22 protein-coding genes and 1 riboswitch are annotated in these 25,998 nt (G+C 71.2%); of the genes, 11 read left to right on the forward strand and 11 right to left on the reverse strand.

The features are described from left to right. Positions 1-133: 133 nt before the first annotated feature. From H577_RS0113695 to H577_RS0113705, 3 genes are all read right to left on the reverse strand, one after another. On the reverse strand, positions 134-2,074 hold the full coding sequence (locus H577_RS0113695) for an ABC transporter ATP-binding protein (protein ID WP_029146425.1): 1,941 nt from the start codon (positions 2,072-2,074) through the stop codon (positions 134-136). Between the two features lie 72 nt (positions 2,075-2,146). Continuing rightward, positions 2,147-3,034: a DUF4097 family beta strand repeat-containing protein gene (locus H577_RS16620; protein ID WP_051192052.1), complete on the reverse strand. Its 888-nt coding sequence runs from the start codon at positions 3,032-3,034 to the stop codon at positions 2,147-2,149. Further along, positions 3,031-3,525, reverse strand: a complete 495-nt coding sequence (locus H577_RS0113705; RefSeq protein WP_029146426.1) for a toxin-antitoxin system HicB family antitoxin — start codon at positions 3,523-3,525, stop codon at positions 3,031-3,033. The genes H577_RS16620 and H577_RS0113705 overlap by 4 nt, the downstream gene beginning before the upstream one ends. Positions 3,526-3,602: 77 nt before the next feature. Between H577_RS0113705 and H577_RS0113710 the strand changes: the two genes are divergently transcribed. The 5 genes from H577_RS0113710 to H577_RS0113730 all read left to right on the forward strand — a co-directional run bounded on the left by H577_RS0113710 (position 3,603) and on the right by H577_RS0113730 (position 7,872). After that, the gene (locus H577_RS0113710) at positions 3,603-4,406 is read left to right on the forward strand and encodes an ABC transporter ATP-binding protein (protein WP_029146427.1); all 804 of its coding nucleotides are present in this window, start codon (positions 3,603-3,605) and stop codon (positions 4,404-4,406) included. Further along, positions 4,403-5,164, forward strand: coding sequence for an ABC transporter permease (locus H577_RS0113715; protein ID WP_029146428.1), 762 nt, complete (start codon positions 4,403-4,405; stop codon positions 5,162-5,164). The genes H577_RS0113710 and H577_RS0113715 overlap by 4 nt, the downstream gene beginning before the upstream one ends. A gap of 61 nt (positions 5,165-5,225) precedes the next feature. Further along, a complete protein-coding gene (locus H577_RS0113720; RefSeq protein WP_029146429.1) occupies positions 5,226-6,167 on the forward strand; it encodes an ABC transporter ATP-binding protein in 942 nt (313 codons plus the stop codon). Then, a complete protein-coding gene (locus H577_RS0113725; RefSeq protein WP_029146430.1) occupies positions 6,164-7,048 on the forward strand; it encodes an ABC transporter permease in 885 nt (294 codons plus the stop codon). Before H577_RS0113720 ends, H577_RS0113725 begins: the two co-directional genes overlap by 4 nt. Further along, positions 7,045-7,872 carry an ABC transporter permease gene (locus tag H577_RS0113730; protein WP_029146431.1) on the forward strand — a complete coding sequence of 276 codons (828 nt, stop codon included), beginning with the start codon at positions 7,045-7,047 and terminating at the stop codon, positions 7,870-7,872. The genes H577_RS0113725 and H577_RS0113730 overlap by 4 nt, the downstream gene beginning before the upstream one ends. A gap of 39 nt (positions 7,873-7,911) precedes the next feature. On the opposite strand, the gene H577_RS0113735 is transcribed toward H577_RS0113730, so the two are convergent. Beyond that, a complete protein-coding gene (locus tag H577_RS0113735; RefSeq protein WP_029146432.1) occupies positions 7,912-9,357 on the reverse strand; it encodes an MFS transporter in 1,446 nt (481 codons plus the stop codon). 201 nt (positions 9,358-9,558) lie between these two features. Between H577_RS0113735 and H577_RS0113740 the strand changes: the two genes are divergently transcribed. Next, positions 9,559-9,987, forward strand: coding sequence for a DUF2269 family protein (locus H577_RS0113740; RefSeq protein WP_029146433.1), 429 nt, complete (start codon positions 9,559-9,561; stop codon positions 9,985-9,987). 76 nt (positions 9,988-10,063) lie between these two features. Here the strand turns inward: H577_RS0113740 and ribH are convergent, their stop codons facing one another. From ribH to ribD, 4 genes are read right to left on the reverse strand one after another with little or no spacing between them, the layout of a single operon-like run. Next, a complete protein-coding gene (gene ribH / locus H577_RS0113745; RefSeq protein WP_029146434.1) occupies positions 10,064-10,543 on the reverse strand; it encodes a 6,7-dimethyl-8-ribityllumazine synthase in 480 nt (159 codons plus the stop codon). Continuing rightward, on the reverse strand, positions 10,540-11,841 hold the full coding sequence (locus H577_RS0113750) for a bifunctional 3,4-dihydroxy-2-butanone-4-phosphate synthase/GTP cyclohydrolase II (protein ID WP_029146435.1): 1,302 nt from the start codon (positions 11,839-11,841) through the stop codon (positions 10,540-10,542). The genes ribH and H577_RS0113750 overlap by 4 nt, the downstream gene beginning before the upstream one ends. Next, complete coding sequence (locus tag H577_RS0113755; protein ID WP_029146436.1) at positions 11,838-12,548, reverse strand: riboflavin synthase; 711 nt, start codon at positions 12,546-12,548, stop codon at positions 11,838-11,840. Before H577_RS0113755 ends, H577_RS0113750 begins: the two co-directional genes overlap by 4 nt. Then, positions 12,548-13,708 (reverse strand): bifunctional diaminohydroxyphosphoribosylaminopyrimidine deaminase/5-amino-6-(5-phosphoribosylamino)uracil reductase RibD, encoded by a 1,161-nt coding sequence (gene ribD / locus H577_RS16625; protein WP_084516260.1) that lies wholly within the window; start codon positions 13,706-13,708, stop codon positions 12,548-12,550. The genes H577_RS0113755 and ribD overlap by 1 nt, the downstream gene beginning before the upstream one ends. A 72-nt stretch (positions 13,709-13,780) precedes the next feature. Next, positions 13,781-13,932: riboswitch (FMN riboswitch) on the reverse strand. A 365-nt stretch (positions 13,933-14,297) separates the two neighbouring features. On the opposite strand from ribD, the gene H577_RS0113765 reads away from it, so the two are divergent. The 4 genes from H577_RS0113765 (at position 14,298) to H577_RS0113780 (ending at position 22,263) form a co-directional block, all read left to right on the forward strand. Continuing rightward, entirely contained in the window at positions 14,298-16,103 is a 1,806-nt protein-coding gene (locus H577_RS0113765; protein WP_029146437.1) for a glycerol-3-phosphate dehydrogenase/oxidase, read from the forward strand. A gap of 78 nt (positions 16,104-16,181) precedes the next feature. Further along, positions 16,182-17,726, forward strand: coding sequence for a glycerol kinase GlpK (gene glpK / locus H577_RS0113770; RefSeq protein WP_029146438.1), 1,545 nt, complete (start codon positions 16,182-16,184; stop codon positions 17,724-17,726). Between the two features lie 182 nt (positions 17,727-17,908). Further along, positions 17,909-20,035: a zinc metalloprotease gene (locus H577_RS0113775; protein WP_036285278.1), complete on the forward strand. Its 2,127-nt coding sequence runs from the start codon at positions 17,909-17,911 to the stop codon at positions 20,033-20,035. Continuing rightward, positions 20,035-22,263, forward strand: coding sequence for a hypothetical protein (locus tag H577_RS0113780; RefSeq protein WP_029146440.1), 2,229 nt, complete (start codon positions 20,035-20,037; stop codon positions 22,261-22,263). The genes H577_RS0113775 and H577_RS0113780 overlap by 1 nt, the downstream gene beginning before the upstream one ends. 29 nt (positions 22,264-22,292) lie before the next feature. Here the strand turns inward: H577_RS0113780 and H577_RS0113785 are convergent, their stop codons facing one another. From H577_RS0113785 to trpS, 3 genes are all read right to left on the reverse strand, one after another. Further along, a complete protein-coding gene (locus tag H577_RS0113785) occupies positions 22,293-23,153 on the reverse strand; it encodes an Fpg/Nei family DNA glycosylase (RefSeq protein WP_029146441.1) in 861 nt (286 codons plus the stop codon). A gap of 215 nt (positions 23,154-23,368) precedes the next feature. Next, positions 23,369-23,929: a GNAT family N-acetyltransferase gene (locus H577_RS0113790; RefSeq protein WP_029146442.1), complete on the reverse strand. Its 561-nt coding sequence runs from the start codon at positions 23,927-23,929 to the stop codon at positions 23,369-23,371. Beyond that, on the reverse strand, positions 23,929-24,939 hold the full coding sequence (gene trpS / locus H577_RS0113795; protein WP_084516263.1) for a tryptophan--tRNA ligase: 1,011 nt from the start codon (positions 24,937-24,939) through the stop codon (positions 23,929-23,931). The genes H577_RS0113790 and trpS overlap by 1 nt, the downstream gene beginning before the upstream one ends. 180 nt (positions 24,940-25,119) lie before the next feature. Here trpS and H577_RS0113800 point away from each other — a divergent pair, with 180 nt between their 5' ends. Then, positions 25,120-25,983 (forward strand): pyruvate, water dikinase regulatory protein, encoded by an 864-nt coding sequence (locus H577_RS0113800; protein ID WP_084516265.1) that lies wholly within the window; start codon positions 25,120-25,122, stop codon positions 25,981-25,983. Positions 25,984-25,998 lie beyond the last annotated feature (15 nt).

Below are 25,998 nucleotides of genomic sequence, written 5' to 3' on the forward strand. Positions count from 1 at the left end.
CCGCCGCCCGACACAGCCCGCGGCGTCAAGCTCCGCCAGACAGGCTAGATTCCGCGGGCATTCCTACATGAGGCACGGGAACCATTTCGCGGGCATCTCGACATGAGGCACCTCGCGTGATTCTCCACGTCGCTCACACCAGCAGCTGATGCTTGGCGAGGTCGCGGTACAGCGGCGTGGATTCGACCAGCTCGGAGTGGGTGCCCTGCCCCACGACGCGGCCGTGGTCCATCACCACGATGTGGTCGGAATCGACCACCGTCGACAGCCGGTGCGCGATCACGATGAGCGTGCGCCCGGTCGCGACCGCGTCGATGGCCTCGCGCATGCGCTGCTCGTTCAGTCCGTCCAGCGACGACGTGGACTCGTCCAGCAGCAGGATCGGGGGAGCGGCCAGCAGCGCCCGCGCGATCGCGAGCCGCTGGCGCTCGCCGCCCGAGAGCATGACGCCGGCCTCTCCGACGGGCGCGTCGATGCCCAGCGAGCTGCGTTCGAGCACCTCGCCCAGGTTCACCGCGCGCAGCACGCGTTCGCAGTCGGCGTCGGATGCCTCGGGTGAGGCCAGCCGCAGATTGTCGGCGATGGTGCCCGCCAGGGTGGGGGCATCCTGCTCGACGTATCCGAGCTGTGCGCGCAGCGCGGCGCGGTCGAGCGTGCGCACGTCGATCCCGCCGACGAGGATCGCCCCGTCGGTCGGGTCGTAGAACCGCTCGATGAGCGCGAGCGTCGTCGACTTGCCCGCACCCGACGGGCCCACCAGCGCCACCCGCGAGCCGCGCGGCACCGTGAACGACACCCCGTGCAGCACCTCGCCGTCCGTGGTCGCCGGGCCCGAGGCATCCGTCGTCTCGGGCAGGTCCACACCCGACGTATCGACCCGGGCCGACTCGAGCAGGGCGAGCGCCTCGGTCTCGGCCTTGCGCCGGGCCTCGACGACCGCCGCCGGATAGGCGAAGTGCACGTCGCGGAACTCGATCGCGGCCGCGGCCGCGGCATCCCGCCCCTCGCTCGAGGCCGAGCCGACGGATGCGACCCGCGCCGCGATGGCGGCGTCGTCCTGCGTCTCGGTGGGCAGATCGAGCACCTCCTGGATGCGGCCCAGCGCCCCGAGCGCCTGGTTGACCGACATGATCGCGCCGAAGAACGTGCCCAGCGGCTGGATGAGCATGAACAGGAACATCACGAACGTCACCAGCGACGCGATGGTGAGGGCGCCGGATGCCACGCGGTACCCGCCGACGCCGAGCACCACCAGCAGCGACACCTGCAGCGCGATGCCGGCGATCGGCACCACCAGCGCCGACGCTTTCGCGATGCGCACGCCGACGTCATAGGTCTCGGCGGCGAGCGCCGTGATCGCGGTCTGTTCACGGTCGGCGGCGCCCGACGCGCGGATGGTGCGGATCGAGCCCACGGCCCGCTCGACGCCCGACGCGAGTTCGCCGACCTTCTCTTGCTGCGCCCGGGTTTCGCGCCGGATCCGGCCCGACAGCATCCCCACCACCGCGACCGAGGCGCCGATCACCACGAGGATCAGCACGAGCAGGATGGGGTCGATGACGGCCATGGCGATGATGGCACCGACGAACAGCAGTGCGTTGCCCACGGCATCCGCCAGCCCCTGCGTCAGCACCGCGTACAGCAGCGTCGTGTCGGTGCCCACCCGCGAGACGATGTCGCCGGTGCGGCGGGCGTCGAACTCGCTGATCGGCAGGTGCAGGATGCGGGCGATCAGGCGTCGGCGGCTGGAGTACACGACGGCGGTGCCGGTGCGCTGCAGCAGATAGTGCTGGTATCCCGAGAGGAGGGATGCCACGACCACCAGCGCGACCAGCAGCCACACCAGCGAACCGAGCGGCTGCGCGGCCTGCACGCGGGCGATCACCTGGCCGACCACGAGCGGCTGACCGAGGCTCGCGGCCGCACCGAGGATGCTGAGGATCACGACGACCGTGACGACGCCGCGGTGCTCGAAGATGTAGGGCAGCAGCTGGCGCAGGCTCGCGCGAGGGCCGTCCTGTCGGCCGCGGCGGAACAGGGAGCGCCGCGCCGGGGCGGCGGGGGATGCGGACATACGGGGTGTCTTTCCGGAATCGGGGCGAGACGTGGCGCCGGGAGGGCCGCCTGTCATTGTCGTCCGTATTTCTTATGTGCTGCCTGACGGGTCACGCCCAGGGCGTCGGCGATCGCGACCCACGGCGCGGTGGACGGTGATCGACCCGTACCCGGTGCGCACCCGCAGTTCGAGGGTGTCTTCGCCGTCGCGCGGGCCGGCGTCCGCGGCCAGGTCGGTGCGCACGACGCCGTGCTGCGAGCCGACATCCAGCCACACCGCGGTGCCGCCCCGCACGCCGACGTCCACGTTGCCGTACGACCCGTCGATCCGCACGGCGCCGCGCACCGCCTCGCGCACGGTGATGCCGCCGTAGGCGGCGCGGACGGTGAGATCGGATGCCGCGGTGCCGACCTCGATCGCGCCGCTGGAGGTGGACAGTTCGCCGGGCCCGTCGAGCGCGTCGATCTCGATGCGCCCGTCGGCGCCGGTCACCCGCAGCCGGCCGCCCACCCGGCTCAGGTGTACGCTGCCCGACTTGATCCCGATCCCGGCATCACCGTCGACCTCGCCGACGCGGTAGTCGCCGTGCCCGCCGGTGAGGTCGAAACGCTGCGCTGCCTGCACATCCAGATCGCCGTACGACACGTCGGCCCGCACGGCGCCCAGCTTCCCCGCCGTCTGCACCGACCCGTACGAGACCGTCACGGTGAGGTCGGTCCCGGCCGGCACCTCGACGCGCACCTCGACCGAGTCGCCGGGGCCGAGCATCCGCATACGGAACGGTGTCTTCACGACGATGCGCTCGCCGACCCGCTCGATGCGGGTCGCCTCGGCCGCGCGCCGATCGCCCGCCCGGTTCGGCCGGCTCGGCGTCACGGCGACGGCCACATCGGTGCGGTCGCCGGCGACCACCTCGACGCGGCCCATCTGCACCTCGACCTGCACAGTGGCGGGGCCCTCGACGGGGGACGCGGTCATCGCACCCACCCGGTGTAGGCGTTCGCCGTGCCGCCGCCTGCGGCGGGTCGGCGCGGCTCGAGTGCGGCGGTGACCGCGCGCACCAGCCAGGTGTTCAGTGACAGCCCCTCGGCCGCCGCCGCCGTCTCGGCCCGTGTCTTCAGCGCCTCGGGCAGACGCAGCGTGGTGCGCGTCGAGGCGGCATCGGCATCGTCGTCGGATGCCACGGCCGGCGCCGTCGCGGCGGGTTCGGCATTCGCGTGCTCGGCTGCGGGCAGGCTCACCACGAAGTCCACGTCGCGCCCGCGCAGGCGCACGTCCACCGAACCGGGGGCGAGTTCGCGGGTGATCTCGCCCGCCGCATCCGACAGCGCCTCCAGCAGCACCAGGCGCGCCGACGCGTCGAGCGCGGTGACCAGGTGCTCGGCGATCTCGGCGGCCTCGGGAGTGCCGGCGGCGGCCGCGGCGAGCAGCTGGCGCTGCAGGTCCTCGACGTGGGTGGTGATCTGCATGACCCTATGCTACTGTGACGCCAAGATGACGTCAAAGTGACACCATTACGACGTCAGAGTGACGGAAGAGAGAAGCAATGGACCGTGGACCCGCGATCCGCGTGCGGGACGTGCAGAAGTCCTACAAGGATCTGCACGTGCTGCGCGGGGTCGATCTTCAGGTGGCGCCGGGCAGCGTCTTCGCGCTGCTCGGCTCGAACGGCGCGGGCAAGACGACGCTCGTGCGCATCATGTCGACGCTGCTGCGGGCGGATGCCGGATTCGTCGAGGTCGCCGGTTTCGACGTGGCGGCCGCGTCGGAACGGGTGCGCGCGTCGATCAGCCTGACCGGGCAGTTCGCGGCGGTGGACGGCATCCTCACCGGCCGTGAGAACCTCGTGCTGGTCGCCCGGTTGCGGCACCTGCGCGACCCGGAAGGCATCGCCGACCGGCTGCTGGAGCGGTTCGGGCTCACCGAGGCCGGCTCGCGCCGGGCCGCGACGTATTCGGGCGGCATGACGCGGCGGCTCGACATCGCGATGAGCCTCGTGGGCGACCCCCCGGTCGTGTTCCTCGACGAGCCGACGACGGGCCTGGACCCGCAGGGCCGGCTCGAGGTGTGGGACACCGTGCGGCAACTGGCGGGGCAGGGCACCACGGTGCTGCTGACCACGCAGTACCTCGAAGAGGCGGAGCAGCTGGCCGACCGCATCGCGATCCTGCACGAAGGCCGCATCATCGCCGACGGCACGCTCGCCGAGCTGAAGCGCCTGCTGCCGCCGGTGAAGGTCGAGTACGTCGAGAAGCAGCCGACGCTGGAAGAGGTCTTCCTCGCCGTCGTCGGCGCCCGGGACGAGGCATCCGCCCGCCCCGCCGACCAGATCACGGAGGAGAACCGATGACCACCCACTTCGTCGACGACGCCGTGGTCCTGACCGGCCGGTCGCTGCGGCACATCCTGCGCAGCCCCGACACCATCATCACGACCGCCGTGATGCCGATCGCGATCATGCTGATGTTCGTGTTCATCTTCGGCGGCGCGATCGACATCGGCGCACAGCCCTATGTGGACTACATGCTCCCCGGGATCCTGCTCATCACGATCGCGTCGGGCATCTCGTACACGGCGTTCCGGCTGTTCCTCGACATGAAGGGCGGCATCTTCGAGCGGTTCCAGTCCATGCCGATCGCCCGGTCGGCGGTGCTGTGGGCGCACGTGCTGACGTCGCTGGTGGCGAACCTGGTGTCGCTGGCGGTGGTGACGGGGGTGGCGCTGCTGCTCGGCTTCCGCTCGGGCGCGGGCGTGCTGCCGTGGCTGGCGGTCGCGGGCATCCTCGTGCTGTTCACGCTGGCGCTCACCTGGATCGCGGTGATCCCGGGCCTGACCGCCAAGACGGTCGACGGGGCGAGCGCGTTCTCGTATCCGCTGATCTTCCTGCCGTTCCTCAGTTCGGCGTTCGCGCCGACCGACACCATGCCGGGCCCGGTGCGGTGGTTCGCCGAGAACCAGCCGGTGACCTCGATCGTCGACACGATCCGGGCCCTGCTGTCGGGGCAGCCCGTAGGGTCCGACATCTGGATCGCGCTGGCGTGGTGCGTGGGCATCCTCGTGGTCGCCTACGCCGGGGCGATGGCGATCTACCGTCGCCGCCTGTCGTGACGGGCGCCGCCGCCGCGGGGCCGCGGGTGCGGGTGTCGGCAGCCCCGGCTACAGTGGTCCGGTGCCTGAACCCGTGATCCGCGCCGCGAACCTCGTGAAGACGTATCGGGTGAAGGGAAAGCCTGACTTCACCGCCGTCGACGACCTCAGCTTCGAGGTCGCGCCGGGGGAGTCGTTCGGCCTGCTCGGACCCAACGGTGCGGGCAAGTCGACCACGATGAAGATGGTCGGCGCGGTGTCCACGCGCACCAGCGGCGACCTGCAGATCCTGGGCCTTGACCCCAACCGGTACGGGCCCGAGATCCGGTCGCGGCTGGGTGTGGTGCCACAGGACGACAACCTCGACGGCGAGCTCAACGCCCGCGAGAACCTGTACGTGTACGGCCGCTACTTCGGCATGCCGGGCAAGGAATGTGCGCGCAAGGCCGACGAACTGCTGGCGTTCGCGCAGCTGCAGGACAAGGCCAAGAACAAGGTCGACCAGCTCTCGGGCGGCATGAAGCGGCGGCTCACCATCGCCCGCGGGCTGATCAACGACCCGCGCATCCTGCTGCTCGATGAGCCGACGACGGGCCTGGACCCGCAGGCCCGGCACATCCTGTGGGACCGGCTGTTCCGGCTCAAGGAACGCGGCACGACCCTCGTGCTCACCACCCATTACATGGACGAGGCCGAGCAGCTGTGCGATCGCCTCATCGTCGTCGACAAGGGCCGCATCATGGCACAGGGCACACCGTCGTCGCTGATCCGTGAACACTCCAGCCGCGAGGTGCTCGAGCTGCGGTTCGGGTCCAGCCGCAACGAGCAGATCGCCCCCCGGCTGCAGGGCATCGGCGACCGCGTCGAGGTGCTGCCCGACCGCATCCTCATCTATGCCGCCGACGGCGAGGCCGCCCTCGACCGGGTCACCGCCGACGGCCACGAGCCGATCACCAGCCTCGTGCGCCGCTCCAGCCTCGAGGACGTGTTCCTGCGCCTGACCGGAAGGTCGCTGATCGAATGACGGATGCCACGACCCGCGGCGCGCACCCGACCCTCGACGAGCTGCGTGCCGAGGCCCTCGCCGGCGGTCGCGCACCCCGCCGGTTCGGCAGCTGGTACGCGGCCGAGCACATGCTGCGTGCCATGCGCGCGTACGGCTGGACGATCGTCGTCGGCGCTCTCGGGCAGCCCCTGGTGTACCTGTTCGGGCTGGCGATCGGTCTGGCCGCACTCATCCAGCAGAGCATTCCGACCGCCGGCGGCGGTCACGTGGCGTATCTCGTGTTCGTGGCGCCGGCGCTGCTGATGACCGCGACGATCGCCGTGGCCAGCGAGGAGTTCACCTACCCGGTGATGGCGGGCTTCAAGTGGCGGCGCTACTTCTACGGCTTCAACGCCTCACCGCTGTCGTCGCCGCAGATCGCGAACGGCGTCATCATCGCGGCATCCGCTCGCATGTTCTTCGCCGCCGCGGCCTATTACCTGTTCATCTGGGCGTTCGGTGCTGTGCTGCCGGTCGTGACCGTGCCGGCTGCGGCCACCGCGTGGCTGGCGGTGTTCGTCGGTCTGCTCGCCGGACTGGCGTTCGGGATGCCACTGCTCGCGTATGCCGCGTCGCTTCAGGAGGACACCGGCCAGTTCGCGCTGGTGCAGCGCTTCGTGTTCATGCCGATGTTCCTGTTCTCGGGGACGTTCTTCCCGCTGACGAACCTGCCGATCTGGTTGCAGTGGATCGGGTGGATCTCGCCGCTGTGGCACGCCACGGAACTCGGCCGGATGGCGAGCTTCGGCGCGCCGGTCGACCCGGTCATGCTGGTCGTGCACCTGGGCTACCTGCTGGTGCTGGCGGTCGGCGGCTACCTGGCGGTGCGGCGCATGTTCACCCGGAGGTTGGCGAAATGACGGCCGTGATCGACGAGGTCGACACCACCCGGCATCGCGGCGGGGTGCGCGCGCTGTGGTCGGGCAACCCGTGGGCGGTCGTGCAGCGCGGGCTGATCGCCGCGCGCTCGTCGAGCTGGGTGGTGATCCTGTCGGGCTTTTTCGAACCCGTCTTCTACCTGGCATCCATGGGTCTGGGGCTGGGCGCGCTGGTGGGTGACGTGCAGACGTCGGCGGGGATCACGGTGCCGTACGCGGCGTTCATCGCGCCCGCGCTGCTGGCGGTGTCGGCGATGAACGGGGCGATCTACGACTCGACCTGGAACGTGTTCTTCAAGCTGAACTACGGAAAGCTGTACGAGGGGATGCTGGCCACCTCGCTCGGGCCGCTGGATGTGGCGCTCGGCGAGATCCTGTACGCGCTGCTGCGCGGGCTGCTGTACGCGTGCGGGTTCATGGTCATCATGCAGGTGTTCGGGCTGAACCTGGCACCCACCGCGATCCTCGCGCTGCCGGCGGTGCTGCTGATCGCCTTCGGGTTCGCGAGCCTGGGCATGGCGGTGACCAGCTACATGAAGACGTTCCAGCACATGGACTGGATCAACATCGTGCTGCTGCCGATGTTCTTGTTCTCGGCCACGCTGTACCCGATCTCGATCTACCCGGAGTGGATCCAGACCGTCATCATGGCGTTCCCGCTCTGGCACGGGGTGGAGCTGATCCGGGCGCTGACCACCGGGGCGTTCACCCCCGCGATCGGATGGCACATCCTCTACTACGTCGTCATGATCGCCGTGGGCCTGGTGTTCACGACCAAGCGCCTGCGCGCCCTGTTTCTGGACTGAGGGGATGCCGCACCCCGCGGCATCCCCTGAACAGACCCCTCAGAGCGAGGCGGTCTCGCCGAGCCCGATGCTGTCCTCGTCGTAGTCGACGTCCTTGGTCTCCTTCGACAGGAGCAGTGCGACCAGCGTGAGCACGCCGGCCACGCTGAGGTAGACGCCGACGAGCCACGGTGATCCGCCGGCGGCAGCCCACAGCGCGACCGCGACGATCGGGGCGAGCGCGGCGCCCAGGATCGACGACACGTTGTAGGCCACGGCGGATCCGGTGTAGCGCACGTTCGTCGGGAACAGCTCCGGCAAGAGAGCGCCCATGGGGCCGAAGGTGGCGCCCATCAACGTGAAGCCGAAGATGAGGAACGCCTGGACGAGGGCGCCCGTGAACTTCGGGTCGGCCTGCGGCAGCAGGAACACGGTGAACAGGAACCCGAACACGATGATGCCGCAGGTGATCCAGATGAGGAGCTTGCGGCGTCCTATCGCGTCGGCGACGGGCCCCGCCAGCAGCGTGAAGATGCCGAAGAACACGACACCGATGATCTGCATGAGAACGAAGTCGACATACCCGAATCCGAGACCCGCGACATACGTCGACGGATCGAAGGCGGTGCCGGCGGTCTCGGCGGCGGCCTTCGCACCATCGAGCGTCGCCTTGGTGCCGTACGAGAGTGTGAAGTTCGTCATCAGGTAGAACAGCACGTACGTCGCCAGCATGATGAAGGTGCCGAGGATGAGCTGCTTCCAGTGCTTGCGCAGTGTCTCACCGAGAGGGAACCGGCGGATGGCTCCGATCTTCTCGGCCTTCGTGAACGACTCCGACTCGACGAGCTTCAGTCGCACCCACAGGCCGATGACGACCATGACCGCCGAGAACCAGAACGGCACGCGCCACCCCCACGAGAGGAACGCCTCGGAGCCCTGCAGGGCGCCGTCGGGGTGCGGCAGCGCCACGTTGATGAACAGGAAGATCGTGTTCGCGATGATGAAACCCAGCGGCGCGCCCATCTGCGGGAAGGTGCCGTACCAGGCGCGCTTGCCCTGCGGGGCGTTCTCGGTGGCCACGAGTGCCGCGCCCGACCACTCGCCGCCCAGGGCGAACCCCTGCGCGAGGCGCAGCACGAGCAACAGCAGTGCGGCCCACCATCCGATCGACTGGTAGGTGGGCAGACAGCCGATGAGGAACGTGGCGATGCCCATGGTGAGAAGGGATGCCACGAGGGTGGCCTTGCGGCCGAATCGGTCGCCGAAGTGGCCGAAGACCACGGCCCCGATCGGGCGGGCGACCATCGCGGCGCCGAAGACGCCGAACGAGGCGAGGAGGGCAGTGGTGTCGTCGCCGGTGGGGAAGAAAAGGATGGGGAAGACGAGGACGGCAGCGGTGGCGTACGCGTAGAAGTCGTAGAACTCGATGGTGGTACCGACCAGGCTGGCCAGGATCACGCGCGAACGCGGGTTGGCCGGTGCCGTCGTCGCGACGGAAGCAGACATGTGAAGTGAGGACCTCAAGACAGATGACGGACGAGGTCCTTGTGGGACGGGCCGGTGGGCACGTCCGAGGCAGGGGTGATGCGTCGGGCGGGCCGACGCTGGATCACCGGAAACGCCGGCGGAATCGCCGGCGTGCTCCCCATCCTAACCCGGGGCCGCGCGGGCTTCGTCCTACCTTCAGCATGACGTAAGCTTGCGGGTATGGACACCGTGATGAGCATCCTGCACGTCGCCACCGCCGTCTTCATCGTCGGCCCGATGGCGATCATCCCGATGACGGGGCTGCGCGCACTGCGCTCGGGCAACGCCGGCCAGGTGAGGACGCTGGCGAAGTCCACCGCGATCTTCTCGTGGCTGTCGCTGATCACGTTCGTGCTCGGCTTCGGCCTGGCCGGCATGTGGAAGATTTCGATCACCACCCCGTGGGTGCTGTGGTCGATCATCCTGTACGTGATCGCGTTCGTGCTGAACGTGTTCGTGGTGGTGCCGCAGATGAACAAGGCCGCCGAGACCACCGCCGGTGCGACCGAGGGCGCCAAGCCCGCGGGGTACGGCATGATCGTCGGCAGCAACGGCGTGGCGACACTGCTGCTGGTGGTCGTCGTGATCCTGATGATCTGGCGCCCGTAACCCGCCTACGCGCACGGCCCCGCGGACGACGTTCCCGCGGGGCCGTCGTCGTACGACGGCGTCGTCGCCCGAATCCTCAGCGCCCGGTGCGCACCTCGCGCAGCACGCCGACCATCTGCAGTGCGGCGTCGGCCGCTTCGGCGCCCTTGTCTTCGTGCGAGCCGGGCAGGCCGGCGCGGTCGAGCGCCTGCGCGTCGTCGTCGCAGGTCAGCACTCCGAAGCCGACCGGCTTGCCGGCATCCAACGCCACCCGGGTCAGCCCGTCGGTGGTCGCCTGCGACACGTACTCGAAGTGCGGCGTGCCGCCGCGCACGATCACGCCGAGGGCCACCACGGCATCGGCGCCGGCGGCGAACGCGGCCTGCGCCGCCAACGCCAGCTCGAACGAGCCGGGCACCCGCACGAGTCGGTGCGTGGCCCCGGCTGCGTCGAGGGTGCGCTGCGCCCCGGCCACCAGGCCGTCCATGACGGTGCGGTGCCAGGATGCCGCCACCACCACGACCTGCATGCCCCGGCCGTCGATCTGCGCCGCTTCGGGCGCGCCGTCCTTGCTCACTCGTGTGCTCCTTCGGTTTCAGCGCCGTCGGGGCCGGACGCGTGCAGCCGGCCGACGGCGTCGGCCAGCTCGTCCGCGTCGATGATGTGGCCCATCTTGTCGCGTTTGGTCTGCAGATACTGATGGTTGTTCGGGCCGACGCCGACCAGCAACGGCACCTGTTCGACGATATCGAGTCCGAACGCGCGCAGCTGGTCGACCTTGTCGGTGTTGTTGGTCAGCAGTCGCACCCGCTCCACGCCGAGATCGGCGAGGATGCCGGCCGCCGCCGCATAGTCGCGGGCGTCGGCAGGCAGGCCGAGCGCGAGGTTCGCGTCGACGGTGTCCATGCCGCGCTCTTGCAGGCTGTAGGCGCGCAGCTTGTTGATCAGACCGATGCCCCGGCCCTCGTGCCCGCGCATGTAGATGACGACCCCGCCGTCGCGGTCGATCGCATCCAGCGCCGCCTGCAGCTGCGGGCCGCACTCGCACTTGAGCGAACCGAACGCCTCACCGGTCAGGCACTCGGAGTGCACCCGCACCAGCGGGGCGGCGTCGCCGGTCAGGTCGCCCGAGACCACTGCGAGGTGGTCGGTGCCGGTGGTGCGGTCTTTGTAGGCGAGAAAGCGGAACCGCCCGTGCGCGGTCGGCACGGTCGCCTCGGCGCGTAGGCTCACCCGGCGCCGCCGGGTCACCGGCTCGGTGCGCGGCTCGTGCTCGTCGAGGTAGGCGATGAGCTGCTCGATGGTGATCACCGGGATACCTTCGCGTTCGCCCATCTCGATCAGCCCCGGCAGGCGCATCATGCTGCCGTCGTCGGCGACGACCTCGCCGATCGCGCCCACCGGCGCGAGCCCCGCCAGTCGCATGAGTTCGACGGCCGCCTCGGTGTGGCCGCTGCGCTCGCGCACCCCGCCGTCCACGGCGCGCAGCGGCAGCACATGGCCGGGACGGATCACCGAGGACGGCGTCGAGTCCGGGTCGGCGAGCACGTTCAGGGTGTGCGCACGATCGGCGGCGCTGATCCCGGTCGAGATGCGGTCCGCGGCATCCACGCTCACCGTGTACGCCGTGCCGCGCGAGTCTTCGTTGTGGGCGACCATCGGGGGCAGATCGAGCCGGTCGGCCCAGTCGGCGGGCATCGGCGCGCACAGGTAGCCGCTGGAGTAGCGGATCGTCCAGGCCAACCATTCCGGTGTGGCCAGCTGTGCCGACAGGATGACGTCGCCCTCGTTCTCGCGGTTCTCGTCGTCGGCGACGAGCACGGGACGGCCCGCACGCAGGCTCGCAAGCGCCTCGGGGATGGTGGACAGGCTCATCGCGAGCCTCCTTCGGTCGATGCGAGGGGTGCGGCATCCGGCCCCGACGCGGCAGCCGGTTCCGGCGTGGCGGCGTCCGGGGCGACGGATGCCTCGGCCCGCGGCTCGAACGCGAGCAGTCGTCGCACGTGCCGGGCGAGGATGTCGGTCTCGAGGTTCACCCGGTCGCCGGCGACGCGCTCGCCGAGCGTGGTCGCCGCCAGCGTCTCGGGGATCAGCGACACCTCGAACCAGGGTTCGGCGTCGCCGGGGGAGCCGGCCGCGCTGACGGTGAGCGAGACGCCGTCCACGGCGATCGAGCCCTTGTCGACCACGAGCGGTGCGAGCGTCGCGGGCAGGCCGATGCGCAGCACCCGCCACTGCTCGCCGGGCCGCACCGCAAGCACGCGGCCGGTGCCGTCGATGTGCCCCTGCACGATGTGTCCGCCCAGGCGGGCGCCCGCGGCCAAGGCCCGCTCGATGTTGACCGCGCGCCCGGTGGCCGCCTCGTCGAGCGTGGACATGTCGAGGGTCTGTCGCATCACGTCGGCGCTGAACCAGTCGGGGCCCTGGTCGACCACGGTCAGACACACGCCCGACACCGCGATCGAGTCGCCGTGTGCGGCATCCGTCACCGCCTGCGGCGCGTGCACGGTCAGCCGCACGCCGTCGCCCGACGGTGTGACAGCGGTGATGCGGCCGATCTCTTCGATGATCCCGGTGAACATCAGCTCTCCTTCTCGGTGGATGTGCGCGGCGGCGTGTCGGTGGGTGTGCGCGGCGGGGTCTCGGTGGATGTGCGCGGCGGGGCTGCGGTGGATGCGCGCGGCGGCGCGGCGGTGGATGCGCGTGGCGGCGCGGCGGTGGATGCGCGAGGCGGGGCGGCCGGGCGGGCGACGACGAGCAGGTCGTCGCCGAGCGGGTGAACCGACGCGACCTGCAGACGGCGCGCGTCGGCGATGGTGCCGACACCGATGTCGCCGAGGGCGAGCCGGTCGCCGCCCAGCAGCATCGGCGCGATGTAGGCGAGCACCTCGTCGAACAGTCCGGCCCGCACGAACGCGCTGGCGAGGGTCGGGCCGCCCTCGACGAACAGGCGATGGATGCCTCGGGCCTGCAGATCGGCGAGGGCGCTGTCGATGTCGCTGTAGAACAGCGGCGGGTGCGGATGGCGGCGCACGGCCGCATCGGCGGGCACCGGGCGCGTGCCGAGCACGACCGGCACCGGCTGGTGGTCGTACAGGCCGCCGTCGGGGGTGCGGGCGGTCAGCGCCGGATCGTCGGCGAGCACGGTGCCGGTGCCGGCGAGGATCGCGTCGGAGCCCGCGCGCCGGGCGTGCACGTCGGCACGGGCGGCGGGGCCGGTGATCCACCGGCTGGTGCCGTCGGATGCCGCGGCCCGGCCGTCGAGGCTCTGTGCCCACTTCACGGTGATGAACGGGCGGCCCAGGCGCGCGGCGACCAGCCAGTCCCCGATGAGGGCGGTCACGTCGTCGGCGAGCACCCCGCCGACGACGTCGACGCCGGCCGCGCGCAGCCGGTCGGCACCGCCGCCGGAGTGCACGCCGGGGTCTTCGGCGCCGAACACGACCCGGGTGATGCCGGCGTCGATCAGGGCGAGCGCGCACGGGCCGGTGCGGCCGGTGTGGTTGCAGGGTTCGAGGGTGACCACGGCGGTGGCGCCGCGGGTCTGCTCGGGGGTCAGGTGCGAGAGCGCGTCGACCTCGGCGTGGGCGGTGCCCGCGCCGCGATGCCAGCCTTCGGCGAGCACGGCACCGTCGGGCGAGAGGATGACCGCCCCGACCTGCGGGTTGACCCCGCGCGGGCCGCGGCGGGCGAGTTCGAGCGCGCGCTCCATCGCGGTGCGCTCGGCCGGGGTCACCGCCATCCGCTCTCCTCACTGTCGTGCAGCGGGCGCGGGGAACCGGAAGGCGACAGCCCACGGCGACGCCGTGCGCTGTGCGTGCTGCCTCCCATCCGGACTAGCGATGGCGGACCATCGCATCACCGTCGGTTCCGGAATTGCACCGGATCAGCCGGGCGGCCTTTCGGGCCGTGCGGCTCGCGGACTGTCACCGCCGGTTCGGATTCTCACCGACCCCGGAGCACGTTGCTGCTCCCGAGTCTACCCAACGCATTCCGGCCCGGCGCATTCCCCCGGTTCCCGCCCGCCCGCGCACTCACCGCGCGCCTCGAGGCCTTGCCCCTGACGCCGCGCGCCCTGACGCCGCGCGCCCTGACGCCGCGCGCCCTGACGCCGAAAGTGCTTCTGACGGACGAAGGTGCGGGTAACACCCGACCTCTCGTCCGTCAGAAGCACTCTCGCGGATCGTCGTCGCCGGGCGGCCCGGCTGGGCCGGTCGTCGCCGCGCGGCCGGGCTGGGATCGTCGTCGCCGGGCGGCCGGCCGGGCCGGCGGCGCGGGGGAGCGCCGGGGTCGGTGGGGGCGCATAGCCTGGAGGCAGGGGAAGGGGACCCATGCACGTCACACTCGACCGCGCCGGTTTCGCCGCGCTCGCCGCGCGGCCGTACGCCGATGTGCTGGTGATCGGCGGCGGCATCAACGGCATCGCCACGTTCCGCGACCTCGCGATGCAGGGCGTCGACGTCGCCCTCGTCGAACGCGGCGATTTCGCCGGTGGCGCGTCCGCCGCGTCCAGCCACATGATCCACGGCGGCATCCGCTACCTCGAGAACGGCGAGTTCAGGCTCGTGCACGAGGCCGTCACCGAGCGCAACATGCTGCTGCGCACCGCGCCGCACTACGTCCGGCCGCTGCAGACCACGATCCCGATCTTCTCCACCTTCTCGGGGGTGCTGTCGGCGCCGCTGCGGTTCCTGCGGCACGGCACCGGCCGCCCGCACGAGCGCGGTGCGGTGCTCATCAAGATCGGCCTGGTCATCTACGACTCGTTCTCGCGCGGCGGCGGGCGCGTGCCGCGGCACGCGTTCCACGGGCGCCGTGCGTCGCTGCGCATGCTGCCACGGCTGAATCCCGATGTGAAGTACACCGCGACCTACTGGGACGCTTCGCTGCGCGACCCCGAGCGGCTCGCGCTCGACGTGCTGCGTGACGGCGTCGCGGCGGGCCGGGATGCCACGGGCACGACGCTCGCGTCGACGGCTGCATCCGCAGCACCCGACCAGGTCGTGGGCGCGACCGCGACCGCCGCACCGTCCGCCGCAGTCGACCGGGCCGGCCGGTCCGCGCGTGCGGCCAACTACACCTCGGCGGTCGGGGTGGACGGCGGTCGCGTCGTGCTGCGTGACGGCGACACCGGCGAGGAGGTGCGGTTCGCGGCATCCGTCGTCGTCAACGCCACCGGGCCGTGGACCGACCTGACCAATGCGGCCCTGCACGAGCCCACCCGGTACATGGGCGGAACCAAGGGGTCGCACATCGTGCTCGACGACCCGGCGCTGCTGGCGGCGACCGGCGGGCGCGAGCTGTTCTTCGAGCACCGCGACGGCCGCATCGTGCTGATCTACCCGCTGCGTGGGCGCGTGCTCGTGGGCACCACCGACATCGAGCACGACATGGCCGAGCCGATCGTGTGCACCGAGGCCGAAGTCGACTACTTCCTCGACCTGATCGGGCACGTGCTGCCCGACGTGCCGGTCGACCGTGACCGCATCGTGTACCGGTACTCGGGGGTACGGCCGCTGCCCGGGCACGGCGACCTCGCGCCCGGGTTCGTGTCGCGCGACTATCGCATCGAGCAGACCCGGCTGCCCGGCGACGCGGTGCTGCTGAGTCTGGTCGGGGGCAAGTGGACGACGTTCCGCGCGTCGGCCGAGCACCTCGCCGACCGGGCGTTGGCCGCCCTGGCCGTGCCGCGGCGGCGCACCACCCGGTCGGTGCCGATCGGCGGCGGGCGCGGATTCCCGACCACCGAACGGGCACGGCAGCAGTGGACCGCCGACCACGGCACCGTCGTCGGCGTCGCCCGCGCCGGCGAGCTGCTGGCGCGGTACGGCACGGTCGCCGCCGACGTGATCGCTGCGATCGCCGCCGATCCCGACGACCGGATGCTCGCCGCCGCGCCCGGGTACTCGACGGGCGAGCTGCGCCACCTGGCACGCACCGAAGCCGTGCAGCACCTCGACGATATGCTGCTGCGCCGCACCGGTCTGGCCTTCACGGGCATGGCCGGCCCCGAGGCCGCGCGCGAGGTCGCCGCTGCGGTCGCGCCCGTCATGGGGTGGGATGGCGCAGCCTGCGAGACCGAGGTGGCCCGCGCGCTCGCCGCCGTGCACGCCGCCGACCCGGTCACCGCGCCCTGACCCACACCGCACCACGGGATGAGACGGCTCTCATCGAGGCGATAGTCTGGCGTGACCGACACCGCGCAGGGAGGCGACGTGGCAGATCACGTGTTGGCGATCGACCAGGGCACCACCTCGACCCGGGCGATCGTGTTCGACGCGGCCGGGCAGATCGTCTCGGTCGCGCAGCGTGAGCATGCGCAGATCTTTCCGCGTGCCGGGCAGGTCGAGCACGACCCGGTCGAGATCTGGACGAACACCGAGTGGGTCGTCTCGCACGCCCTGTCGCGGGCCCGGCTGATCGCCGGTGAGGTCGCCGCGATCGGCATCACCAACCAGCGCGAGACCGCCATCGTGTGGGATCGCCGCACCGGGCGTCCCGTGCACAACGCGATCGTGTGGCAAGACACCCGCACGCAGGAGCGCATCGACGCGATCGCCGCCGCCGACGAGGCCGGCACCCGGCGGTTCGCCGCGCAGACCGGACTGCCACTGGCGACGTACTTCTCGGCATCCAAGATCGACTGGATCCTGCGCCACGTCCCCGGCGCCCGCGAAGCGGCCGAATCCGGCGACCTGCTGTTCGGCACCCCCGACACGTGGGTGATCTGGAACCTCACCGGCGGGGCGTCCGGCGGCGTGCACGTGACCGATGTCACGAACGCGTCGCGCACCCTGCTGATGGACCTCGAGACCCTCGACTGGGCGGACGACCTGCTCGAGGTGTGGGGCATCCCGCGTGCGATGCTGCCGCAGATCCGTTCCTCGTCAGAGGTCGTCGGCGAAACGCGCGTGCCGAGCGTGGCCCGCGGCATCCCGATCGCCGGAATCCTCGGCGACCAGCAGGCCGCGACGTTCGGGCAGGCCGCGTTCGACGCCGGCGAATCGAAGAACACGTACGGCACCGGCAACTTCCTCATCGTGAACACCGGTGAGCGCATCGTGCGCAGCGAGCACGGCCTGATCACCACGGTCGCCTATCGCCTCGGCGACGAGCCGGCCCGCTATGCACTCGAGGGCTCGATCGCGGTCACCGGCTCGCTCGTGCAGTGGTTGCGTGACAACCTCGGCATCATCCGCACCTCTGAAGAGGTCGAGACGCTCGCCGCCACCGTCGACGACAACGGCGGCGCCTACTTCGTGCCCGCGTTCTCGGGCCTGTTCGCCCCGTATTGGCGACCGGATGCCCGGGGTGCCCTGGTCGGTCTGACCCGCTACGTCACCAAGGCGCACATCGCCCGGGCGGCGCTGGAGGCGACCGCGTTCCAGACCCGCGACGTGATCGACGCGGTCGTCGCCGACACCGGACGGGTGCTGCCCGATCTGCGGGTGGACGGCGGGATGACGCGCAACGACATGCTCATGCAGTTCCAGGCCGACATCCTCGGCACCCCGGTGGTGCGACCCAAGGTGGTGGAGACCACCGCGCTCGGTGCCGCCTACGCGGCGGGACTGGCCACCGGCGTGTGGGGCGGGCGCGACCGGCTGCGCGAGCTCTGGGCCGAGGACCGGCGGTTCGAACCGGCGATGGATGCGGACGAGCGCGACCGCCGCTGCCGGATGTGGCAGAAGGCGGTGGCCAAGTCGCTCGACTGGGTCGACGACGACGCCCGCATCCTGATGGGAACGACCGAGCGATGACCGGCGGTCAGATCCCGCGCCTGCCGCGGGCTGGATCGACGTCGCCCGACGACCGCGCCGGTGGCAGGCCGCCGCGCGGGCGCGGTTCGGTGCGGCAGGGTTCCGTACCGCGCGGGCGCGGTTCGGTGCGGCGCGGTTTGGTGCGGCGCGGTTTGGTGCGGCGCGGTTCGGTGCGGCGTGGGATGCCCGTGGTCGTGCTCGCCGCGCTGGTCGCGGTCGGCGTCGGCTGGCCGCTCTCGGCGACCTCGGCCGCCGCGTCGGCGATTCCGACGGCGGTGTCCGCCGGCGAGGTTCCGCGCGCCGGCGCGCCGGCGATCGCCGGATCGGCCGGCACGGCATCGTCCGGCACGGCGTCGGGCACCGCGTCGGCCGGCACGGCGTCGGGCACCGCATCGGCGGCCGTGCCCGTGGCATCGCGAGCCGCTGCCGAGGCGTGGACCGGGCCGGAGGTGCCCGAACTGGACGTCATCCCCGCGGCCGGAAGTCGCCCGCACGCACCGAAGACGATCTTCGTCGACGTCGACGGCGGCGAACTCACCGACACGTACTGGAACGACGAGGCGAACACGGCTCGGATCGAGTATTCGGCGGCGAAGCTGTCTGCCGACGAGCTGCTCGACGCCTACCGGACGCTGGTGCAGGTGTTCTCGCCGTTCGACGTCAACATCACGTTCACCGATCCGGGGCGCGACAAGCTCGTCAAGGACTCGCTCGACGATCGGGAGTACGGGGCGAAGGTCATCGTCACCGAGAGTATGACCGCTTCCGACGGCGCCACCGCCGGCCACGCATACCCGGACGGCTCGCTGCTCGGTCTGATCGAAGGGGATGCGCTCGGCACGGGCCCGATCAACATGTTCGGCACCGAACACGTCGGCTCTGCGCTGGTGTCACTGCCCCACGTTCGCGACGACGACGGGTACGACACCGTCGCGGGCATCGTGCCGTGGGAGGGAGGCATCGGCGCCCGGGTCGGCAACGTCGCCGCGCACGAGGTGGGTCACCTGCTCGGCCTTCAGCATCAGGGGTATGACGATGACGAGTACTTCTTCACCATGAGAGGGGTGTGGGGACCGATCATGGGATCAGCCGACCCGGTGGGGCAGAACCGGTGGACCGCCGCGTACCCGCACGCCACGCGCGACCAGGACGACCTCGCCGTCCTCACCGCGCAGCTGCCGCCGGACGAGGCCGTGTTCCTGTGGAAGTTCGACCACCACGGCACCGCGCTGCACCCGGTCGACACCGCTGTCTGTCTGCGGGGCGACCGGGTCTACCTCGAGACCGCGTCGGGTGAATGCCGTGCCCGTGACGAAGACGAGGTCATCCCGGTGTTCGATGATCGCGGGCGCCTCGATTACCGCGAGTCGCCCGAAAGCCACGATGTGACCTCGCCGCGGTTGTTGCCGGATGCCGGTGGCCGGATCGCCGACGGCACCTTCGGCGAGTTCGTGCGCAACGACCAGGCCGACTACTACCGGGTGAACGCGGCCGCCGGGCCGGCGTCGATCACGGTCGCCCCGTACGGCGACCGTCATCTGCTCGATCTGAAGCTGACCGTGCTCGACAGGGCAGGCACCGTGATCGCCGGGCCGGTCGATCCGCCGATCGCCCAGGTCACCGCTCCGCTGCGGTTCGGCGACAAGTGGTTGGCCGACGTGCCCATGCCCGGGCTGGTGACCGGCGCGGATGCCCGGGTGAGCTTCGATGCTCCCGCAGGCGGGTTCATCGTCAAGGTCGAGCAGGGCTCGTACGGCGACGTCCACGACAACTCGCCCCGATCGACGCCGGCGTCCCCCACCTACGGGGCGCTGGGTTGGTTCACGATCGCCGGAGACTACCCGGTGGCCGGCGGGTCGACACCGGCACCCTCGCCCACCCCGAGTGCGACTCCCAGCCCGGGCACGCCCACACACCCGGCCCCCGGCCCGGGGCAGTCGGTCGTGATGGTCCGCCCGGCTCCGTCGGCGCCGCGCGGCGACGACGCCGTGGTGCTCGGTCCCGTATGGTCGCCGCCGACGGCGGCGGGGTCGGAGGCCGACACCGCCTCGCCTGCCCCAGCCGACACCGCCTCGCCCGCCCCATCCGACACCGCCTCGCCGGCCCCCGGCGCGACCGGGTCGCCGGCAACGGGGGCGACCGCCTCGCCCGATGACACGGCGTCCGACGCGACGGATGCGGCCGGCACGGCCGTCGCCGCCTCGTCCGCCGGCAGCGTGCTGGTGCCGCTGGTGATCGCCGTCGGTCTCGTCGTGCTCGCCGGGATCGTCGTGGCGGTCGTCGCCGTCCGTCGCAGGATGGTGTCGTGATGACGGGGCCGTCGATGAGTGCGTTCGGGCGCAGGGCGGCGGCGGTCGCACTGGCCGCGTTCGTGACGGCTGGGCTCGCGTGGCCGGTGCAGGCCGCTCACGCCGTTCACGCTGCGGCGGCGTCGGAGCCCGCGCGGGCGGCCGGGGCGGCGTCGGGGTCGGGGTCCGCGCAGACCACCGCGATGGTGGCGGGCCTGGGTCAGGGCACGGCGGCGTCGGGGTCCGCACAGGCGGCCGGGCCGGTGGCATCCCGCACCGGTGCCGGGGCGGTGGCATCCGGAACCGGAGCCGGGCCGGTGGCATCCGGAACCGGTGCCGGGGCGTGGGCGCCGCCGGATGTTCCCGAGCTCGACGCGATTCCGGCGGCGGGCAGTCGGCCGCAGGCGTCGAAGACGATCTTCATCGACGTCGACGGCGGCGAGCTCACCGGCACCTTTTGGAACGCCGCGACGAAGACCGAGAAGATCGTCTACTCGGCGGGGCAGCTGCGGTCCGACGAGATGCTGGACGTGTACCGCACACTGGTGCAGACGTATTCGCCGTTCGACGTCAACATCACATTCACCGATCCCGGGCGCGACAAGCTCGTCAAGGACTCGCCCGCCGATCAGGAGTACGGCGTGACCGTGCTGATCACCCAGGACTTCAACGGCGACACCTCGATGCTCGATCTGATGGTTCCCGACGCGCTGGGGCTGGCCCCCATCGGCGGCTTCGGTGCGGAGCACTTCTCGTACGTGCTGGTGTCGGCGCGGCACATCCGCGACGGCGCCGGGTTCAACGCGCCCGACGGACTCATCCCGTGGCCGGACGGGGTGGGGTACGCCGTCGGCAGCACGACCGCGCACGAGATCGCACACACCCTCGGATTGCAGCACCACGGATACGACGACCGGGAGTACTTCGCCAGCGTCGAGGGCGTGTGGGGGCCGATCATGGGATCCGCCGACCTCGTGGGACAGCTCCGGTGGACGGCGGGTTACCCGCATGACACGCGCGATCAGGACGATCTGGCGATGCTCACCGAGCAGCTGTCGCCGGACCGGATGCGGATGACGGTCTTCTACGACCGAGGCGGCATGCCGCTCGTGTTCACCTCGACGGACCAATACTGCACGGTGGGGGACCGCACCTTCCTCTCTGTCGTCGGAAGCGAATGCGGGGCCCGCCCCGAAGACGTGCTCAGCCCGCGGGTCTTCTACCAGGGGCGCCTCGACTACCGCCCGTCGGTCGAAAGTCATGCCATCGCCTCGCCGCGGCTGCTGCCGGATGCCGGTGGCACGATCGCCGACGGAACCTTCGGTGAGTTCGTGCGCAACGATGAGGCGGACTACTACCGGGTGGATGCGGCTGCCGGACCGGCGACGATCTCGGTGGCCCCGTACGGCGAGCACCACGTGCTGGATCTGAAGCTCACCGTGCTCGACCGGGAGGGAAAGGTGATCGCCGGACCCGTCGACCCGCCGATCACCCAGGGGAAGGGGGATCTGCTGATCCCGTGGGAGCCGGGTCTGCAGTATTCCGGTGTCCCGTTCCCGGGCCTGGTGACCGGGGCGGCCGCACGGGTCGACTTCGATGCGCCCGAGGGCGGGTTCATCGTCAAGGTCGAGCAGGGCTCGTACGGCGACATGGCCGACAACTCGGTCGACGGCTCGCCCGCCTCGCCCACCTACGGGGCGCTGGGCTGGTTCACGATCACCGGCGAGTATCAGGCGGTGGGCGCGGCGCCCGGCCCGATCACGCCCACACCCACTCCGTCGACCACTCCGACCCCGGCTCCCTCGACCGGCCCCTCGCCGGGTCCGTCGACGAAGCCGTCACCGGGGCACACGCTGACGCCGCCGCATCCGCGTCCGCCGACACCGCGCCCGAACGATGGGGTGTCCGTCGAACCGGCGCTGTCGGGCCCGGCCGGTTCGCCGGGTTCGGCGTTCGACGGGTCCGCTCCGGGCGACGGGTCTCCGCAGGTTCCGGCCGGTGGGGCGGTACCGGGTGACACGGCGTCGCCGGCGCCGTCCACCGCTGCGTCGCCGGCGCCGGGCATGACCGCGTCGCCCGGTGGCGCGGCATCCGATGCCGACGGCAGGGCCGCGGCCGACTCAGACGAGGCGACTGCTGCGGATACCGGCGGGAATGTGCTGGTGGCGGTGGGGATCGCCGTGGGTGCCGCGGTGCTCGCCGGGCTGGTCGTCGTGATCGTCGCCCTGCGCCGCCGAACGACGCCCTGACGACAGTCGCCGCCGCCGGCGCCCGCGCCCTACTTCAGCAGGCGCGAGAGCCGCCGGTCGGCGAGGATCTTGCCGCCGGTCTGGCACGTCGGGCAGTACTCCAGGCTGTTGTCGGCGAAGAACACCGAGCGCACCGTGTCGCCGCACACCGGGCACGTCTCGCCGCGCCGTCCGTGCACGCGCATGCCGCGGCGCTTGGCGTCCTTCAGATCGGCCGGGGGCTTTCCGGATGCGGCGGCCACCGCATCCGTCACCGTCTCGGTCATCGCGGCGTAGAGGCCGTCGATCTCCGCGTCCGACAGGTTCGCGGCCAGCGCGTACGGCGACATGCGCGCGGCGTGCAGGATCTCGTCGGAGTAGGCGTTGCCGATGCCGGCGATGATCGACTGATCGCGCAGCACGCCCTTGATCTGGGTGCGCCGGCCGGCAAGCAGCGTCGCGAAGGCGTCACGCGTGAACTGCGGGTCGAGCGGGTCGGGGCCGAGCCGGGCGATGCCGGGCACGTCCTGCGGATCGCGCACCACGTACACCGCGAGCGACTTCTTCGTGCCCGCCTCGGTGAGGTCGAACCCCGCGCCGTCGTCGAACGCGACGCGCAGCGCGATCGGCGTGCGTCCCGGCTTGATGATCGTCGACGGCAGCTGGTCGTACCAGCGCAGCCACCCGGCCTTGGCGAGGTGGAACACCAGGTGCGCGGCGTCGGTGGCGACGTCGACGAACTTTCCATGCCGGGTGACGCCGCGAACGGATGCCTCGCGCAGTGCCTCGATCGGCGGGTCGTAGGTCTTCAGCGCGGCGATGTTCGCCACCGTGGCGCGGGTGATGCGCAGGCCGGCGATCCGCCCGGCCAGGAACTCGACCAGGCCCTGCACCTCGGGCATCTCGGGCATGCGCCCATCCTGTCACGGGGTGCCGACGCCGTCAGCCCCGGTTCCCGGGCCGTCGACAGGCGGAAACGGCACGCACCGCCGCGCGGCGCATGTTCCGCGCATCTGAGCATGTCGACGGCCCGCCATGGCCACCGGCCCCGCCCGGCGGCCGCATGAACCCAGTCGACCGACTCAGTCACCCCCGCCCGGCGGCCGCATGCACCCAGGCGACCGACTCAGAGCACGGGCCAGGCCACCGGCGTCCGGTCGTCCGTCGGCAGCAGTCCGGCGATCCAGCAGTCCGAACGCACGCCGGCACCGTTCACCAGCGCCCCGCGCAGGGTGCCCTCGAAGCGGAACCCGACGGAGCGGGCGGTGCGGGCGGATGCCGTGTTCCCGACGACCGCACGCCACTCGATGCGCTGCAGATCGAGGCCGTCGGGCGACAGTCCCCAGTCGACCACGGCACGTGCCGCCTCGCCGAGCAACCCCTGACCGCGCAACGGCGCCGCCGTCCAATACCCGATCTCGCCGGAGCCCGCGTTCAGGCGGTGCAGCCCGATCATCCCAGCCAGCACACCGTCGCGCCGGAACGCCCACGTCGCCTCGGCCCCGGCATCCCACCACTGTGCGACCTTCTCGACGAACTCGACCGCATGCTCACGCCGGTACGGCGACGGCACCGTGGTGAAGCGGCGCAGCGTCTCGTCCTGACAGGCGTCGGTGATCACGTCGATGTCGGCCTCGACCGGGATCGACAGCTCCAGCCGCGCGGTGCGCAGCACGATCGGCTGCACTACAGCGCCACCCGCCGCAGCAGCCCGACCTTCTCGTACACGTCGGCCAGGGTGCGCTCGGCCACCTCGGACGCCCGCGCCGCGTTCGCGGCGAGCACCCGGTCGAGCTCGGCCGGATCGGCCAGCAGCTCGAGCGCGCGCTCGCGCACCGGACCGAACTGGTCGGTCACGACCTCGGCGAGTCCCTTCTTGAAGTCGCCGTACCCGCGCCCGGCGTACTCGTCCTCGATCGCCGGGATCTGCCGGCCGGTCAGCGCCGCGTAGATCACGAGCAGGTTCGACACGCCCGGCTTGTTCTCGCGGTCGTACCGCACCGACCCTTCTGAATCGGTCACAGCGCGCATGATCTTCTTCGCCGAGACGCCCGGCTCGTCCAGCAGCCACAGCACACCGGCATCCGACGCGGCCGACTTCGACATCTTCGCCGTCGGGTTCTGCAGGTCGTAGATGCGGGCGGTCTCCTTCTGGATCACCGGCACCGGCACCGCGAACGCCGTGCCGTACCGCTGGTTGAACCGCTCGGCGACGTCACGGGTCAGTTCGACGTGCTGCTTCTGGTCCTCGCCGACCGGCACGATGTCGGTCTGATAGAGCAGGATGTCGGCGGCCATCAGCACCGGGTAGGTGAACAGGCCCACCGTGGTGGCGTCCTGACCGTACCGCTGCGATTTGTCCTTGAACTGCGTCATCCGGTTCGCCTCACCGAACCCGGTGATGGTCGACAGGATCCACGCCAGCTCGGCGTGCGCGGGCACGTGCGACTGCACGTACAGCGTCGATTTCGACGGCTCGATGCCGGCGGCGATGTACTGCGCGGCGGTGCGCCGGGTCTTCTCGCGCAGCTCGGCCGGGTCGTTCGGCTGGGTCAGCGCGTGCAGGTCGACCACCGAGAAGAAGGCGTCGTACGCGTCCTGCAGCTCCCGCCACTGCAGCAGCGCCCCGATGTAGTTGCCGGCCTGAAGCGAGTCGGCCGATGGCTGCATTCCAGAGTAGAGACGGGGCTTGTTCACCCGTCAATCCTATGGGTGACGGATGCCACGCCCCGGGCGCCGCCGTCCGCCCCCGGTCGAAGTTCGTCCGGGCGAAAGATCCGCCGGTCTTTCACGGCCGATTCGCCGGAAACCGGGTGCTTGCGGCCCGTATTCTGATCGCAGGCCGGGATCTTGCCGGCGCCCCGACCGGAGTCCGTGATGATCGACCCCCGCATCGAGCCCGTGACCGTCGCCCCCGGCGGCGACGGCCCCCGTCCGCGGCGTGCGGCGTACTTCATCTCCGACAGCACCGGCATCACCGCCGAGACCCTGGGCAGCGCCCTGCTCGTCAACTTTCCCGGCATCGACTTCGTGCGGCACACCATCCCGTTCGTCGACACCACCTCCGGCGCCGACCGGGTGGTCGCCGACATCCGCCGCGCCGAGGCCGAGGGGCTGGCGCCGTTGGTGTTCACCACGGTCAAGCAGCCGCCGCTGCGTCGCATCATCGCCGACTCGGGCGCCGTCGTCATCGACCTGCTCGCCGGGCACCTCACCCAGCTCGAACAGGCGCTGGGCACGACGGCATCCGAGCAGCTCGGTCAGTATCACGGTGTCGGCGACATGCACCGCTACCTCGCTCGCATGCGTGCGGTGGAATACGCGATCGAGCACGACGACGGGCAGAGCACCCGGGCGCTCGACATCGCCGACGTCGTCATCATCGCGCCGTCGCGCTGCGGCAAGACGCCGACGACGATGTACCTGGCGCTGCAGTACGGGCTGCTGGTGGCGAACTACCCGCTCACCGACGACGACTTTCCGACCGAGCACCTGCCGCGCACGGTCGCCCCGTACAAGGCGCGGTGCTTCGGGCTGACGACGACGCCGTTGCGGCTGAGCCAGGTGCGCCACGAGCGCCGGCCCGCCTCGCGTTACGCCAGCCTCGAGCAGTGCACGCTCGAACTGCGCCGTGCCGAAGACCTGTACCGGCGCAACAACGTGCCGTTCCTGAACTCCGCGACCAAGAGCGTCGAGGAGATGTCCGCCGTCATCATGCAGACCATGAAGCTGCGTGCCTGAAGCCGGGAGGCGACC

It is taken from the genome of Microbacterium luticocti DSM 19459, assembly GCF_000422405.1.
GTDB lineage: Bacteria > Actinomycetota > Actinomycetes > Actinomycetales > Microbacteriaceae > Microbacterium > Microbacterium luticocti.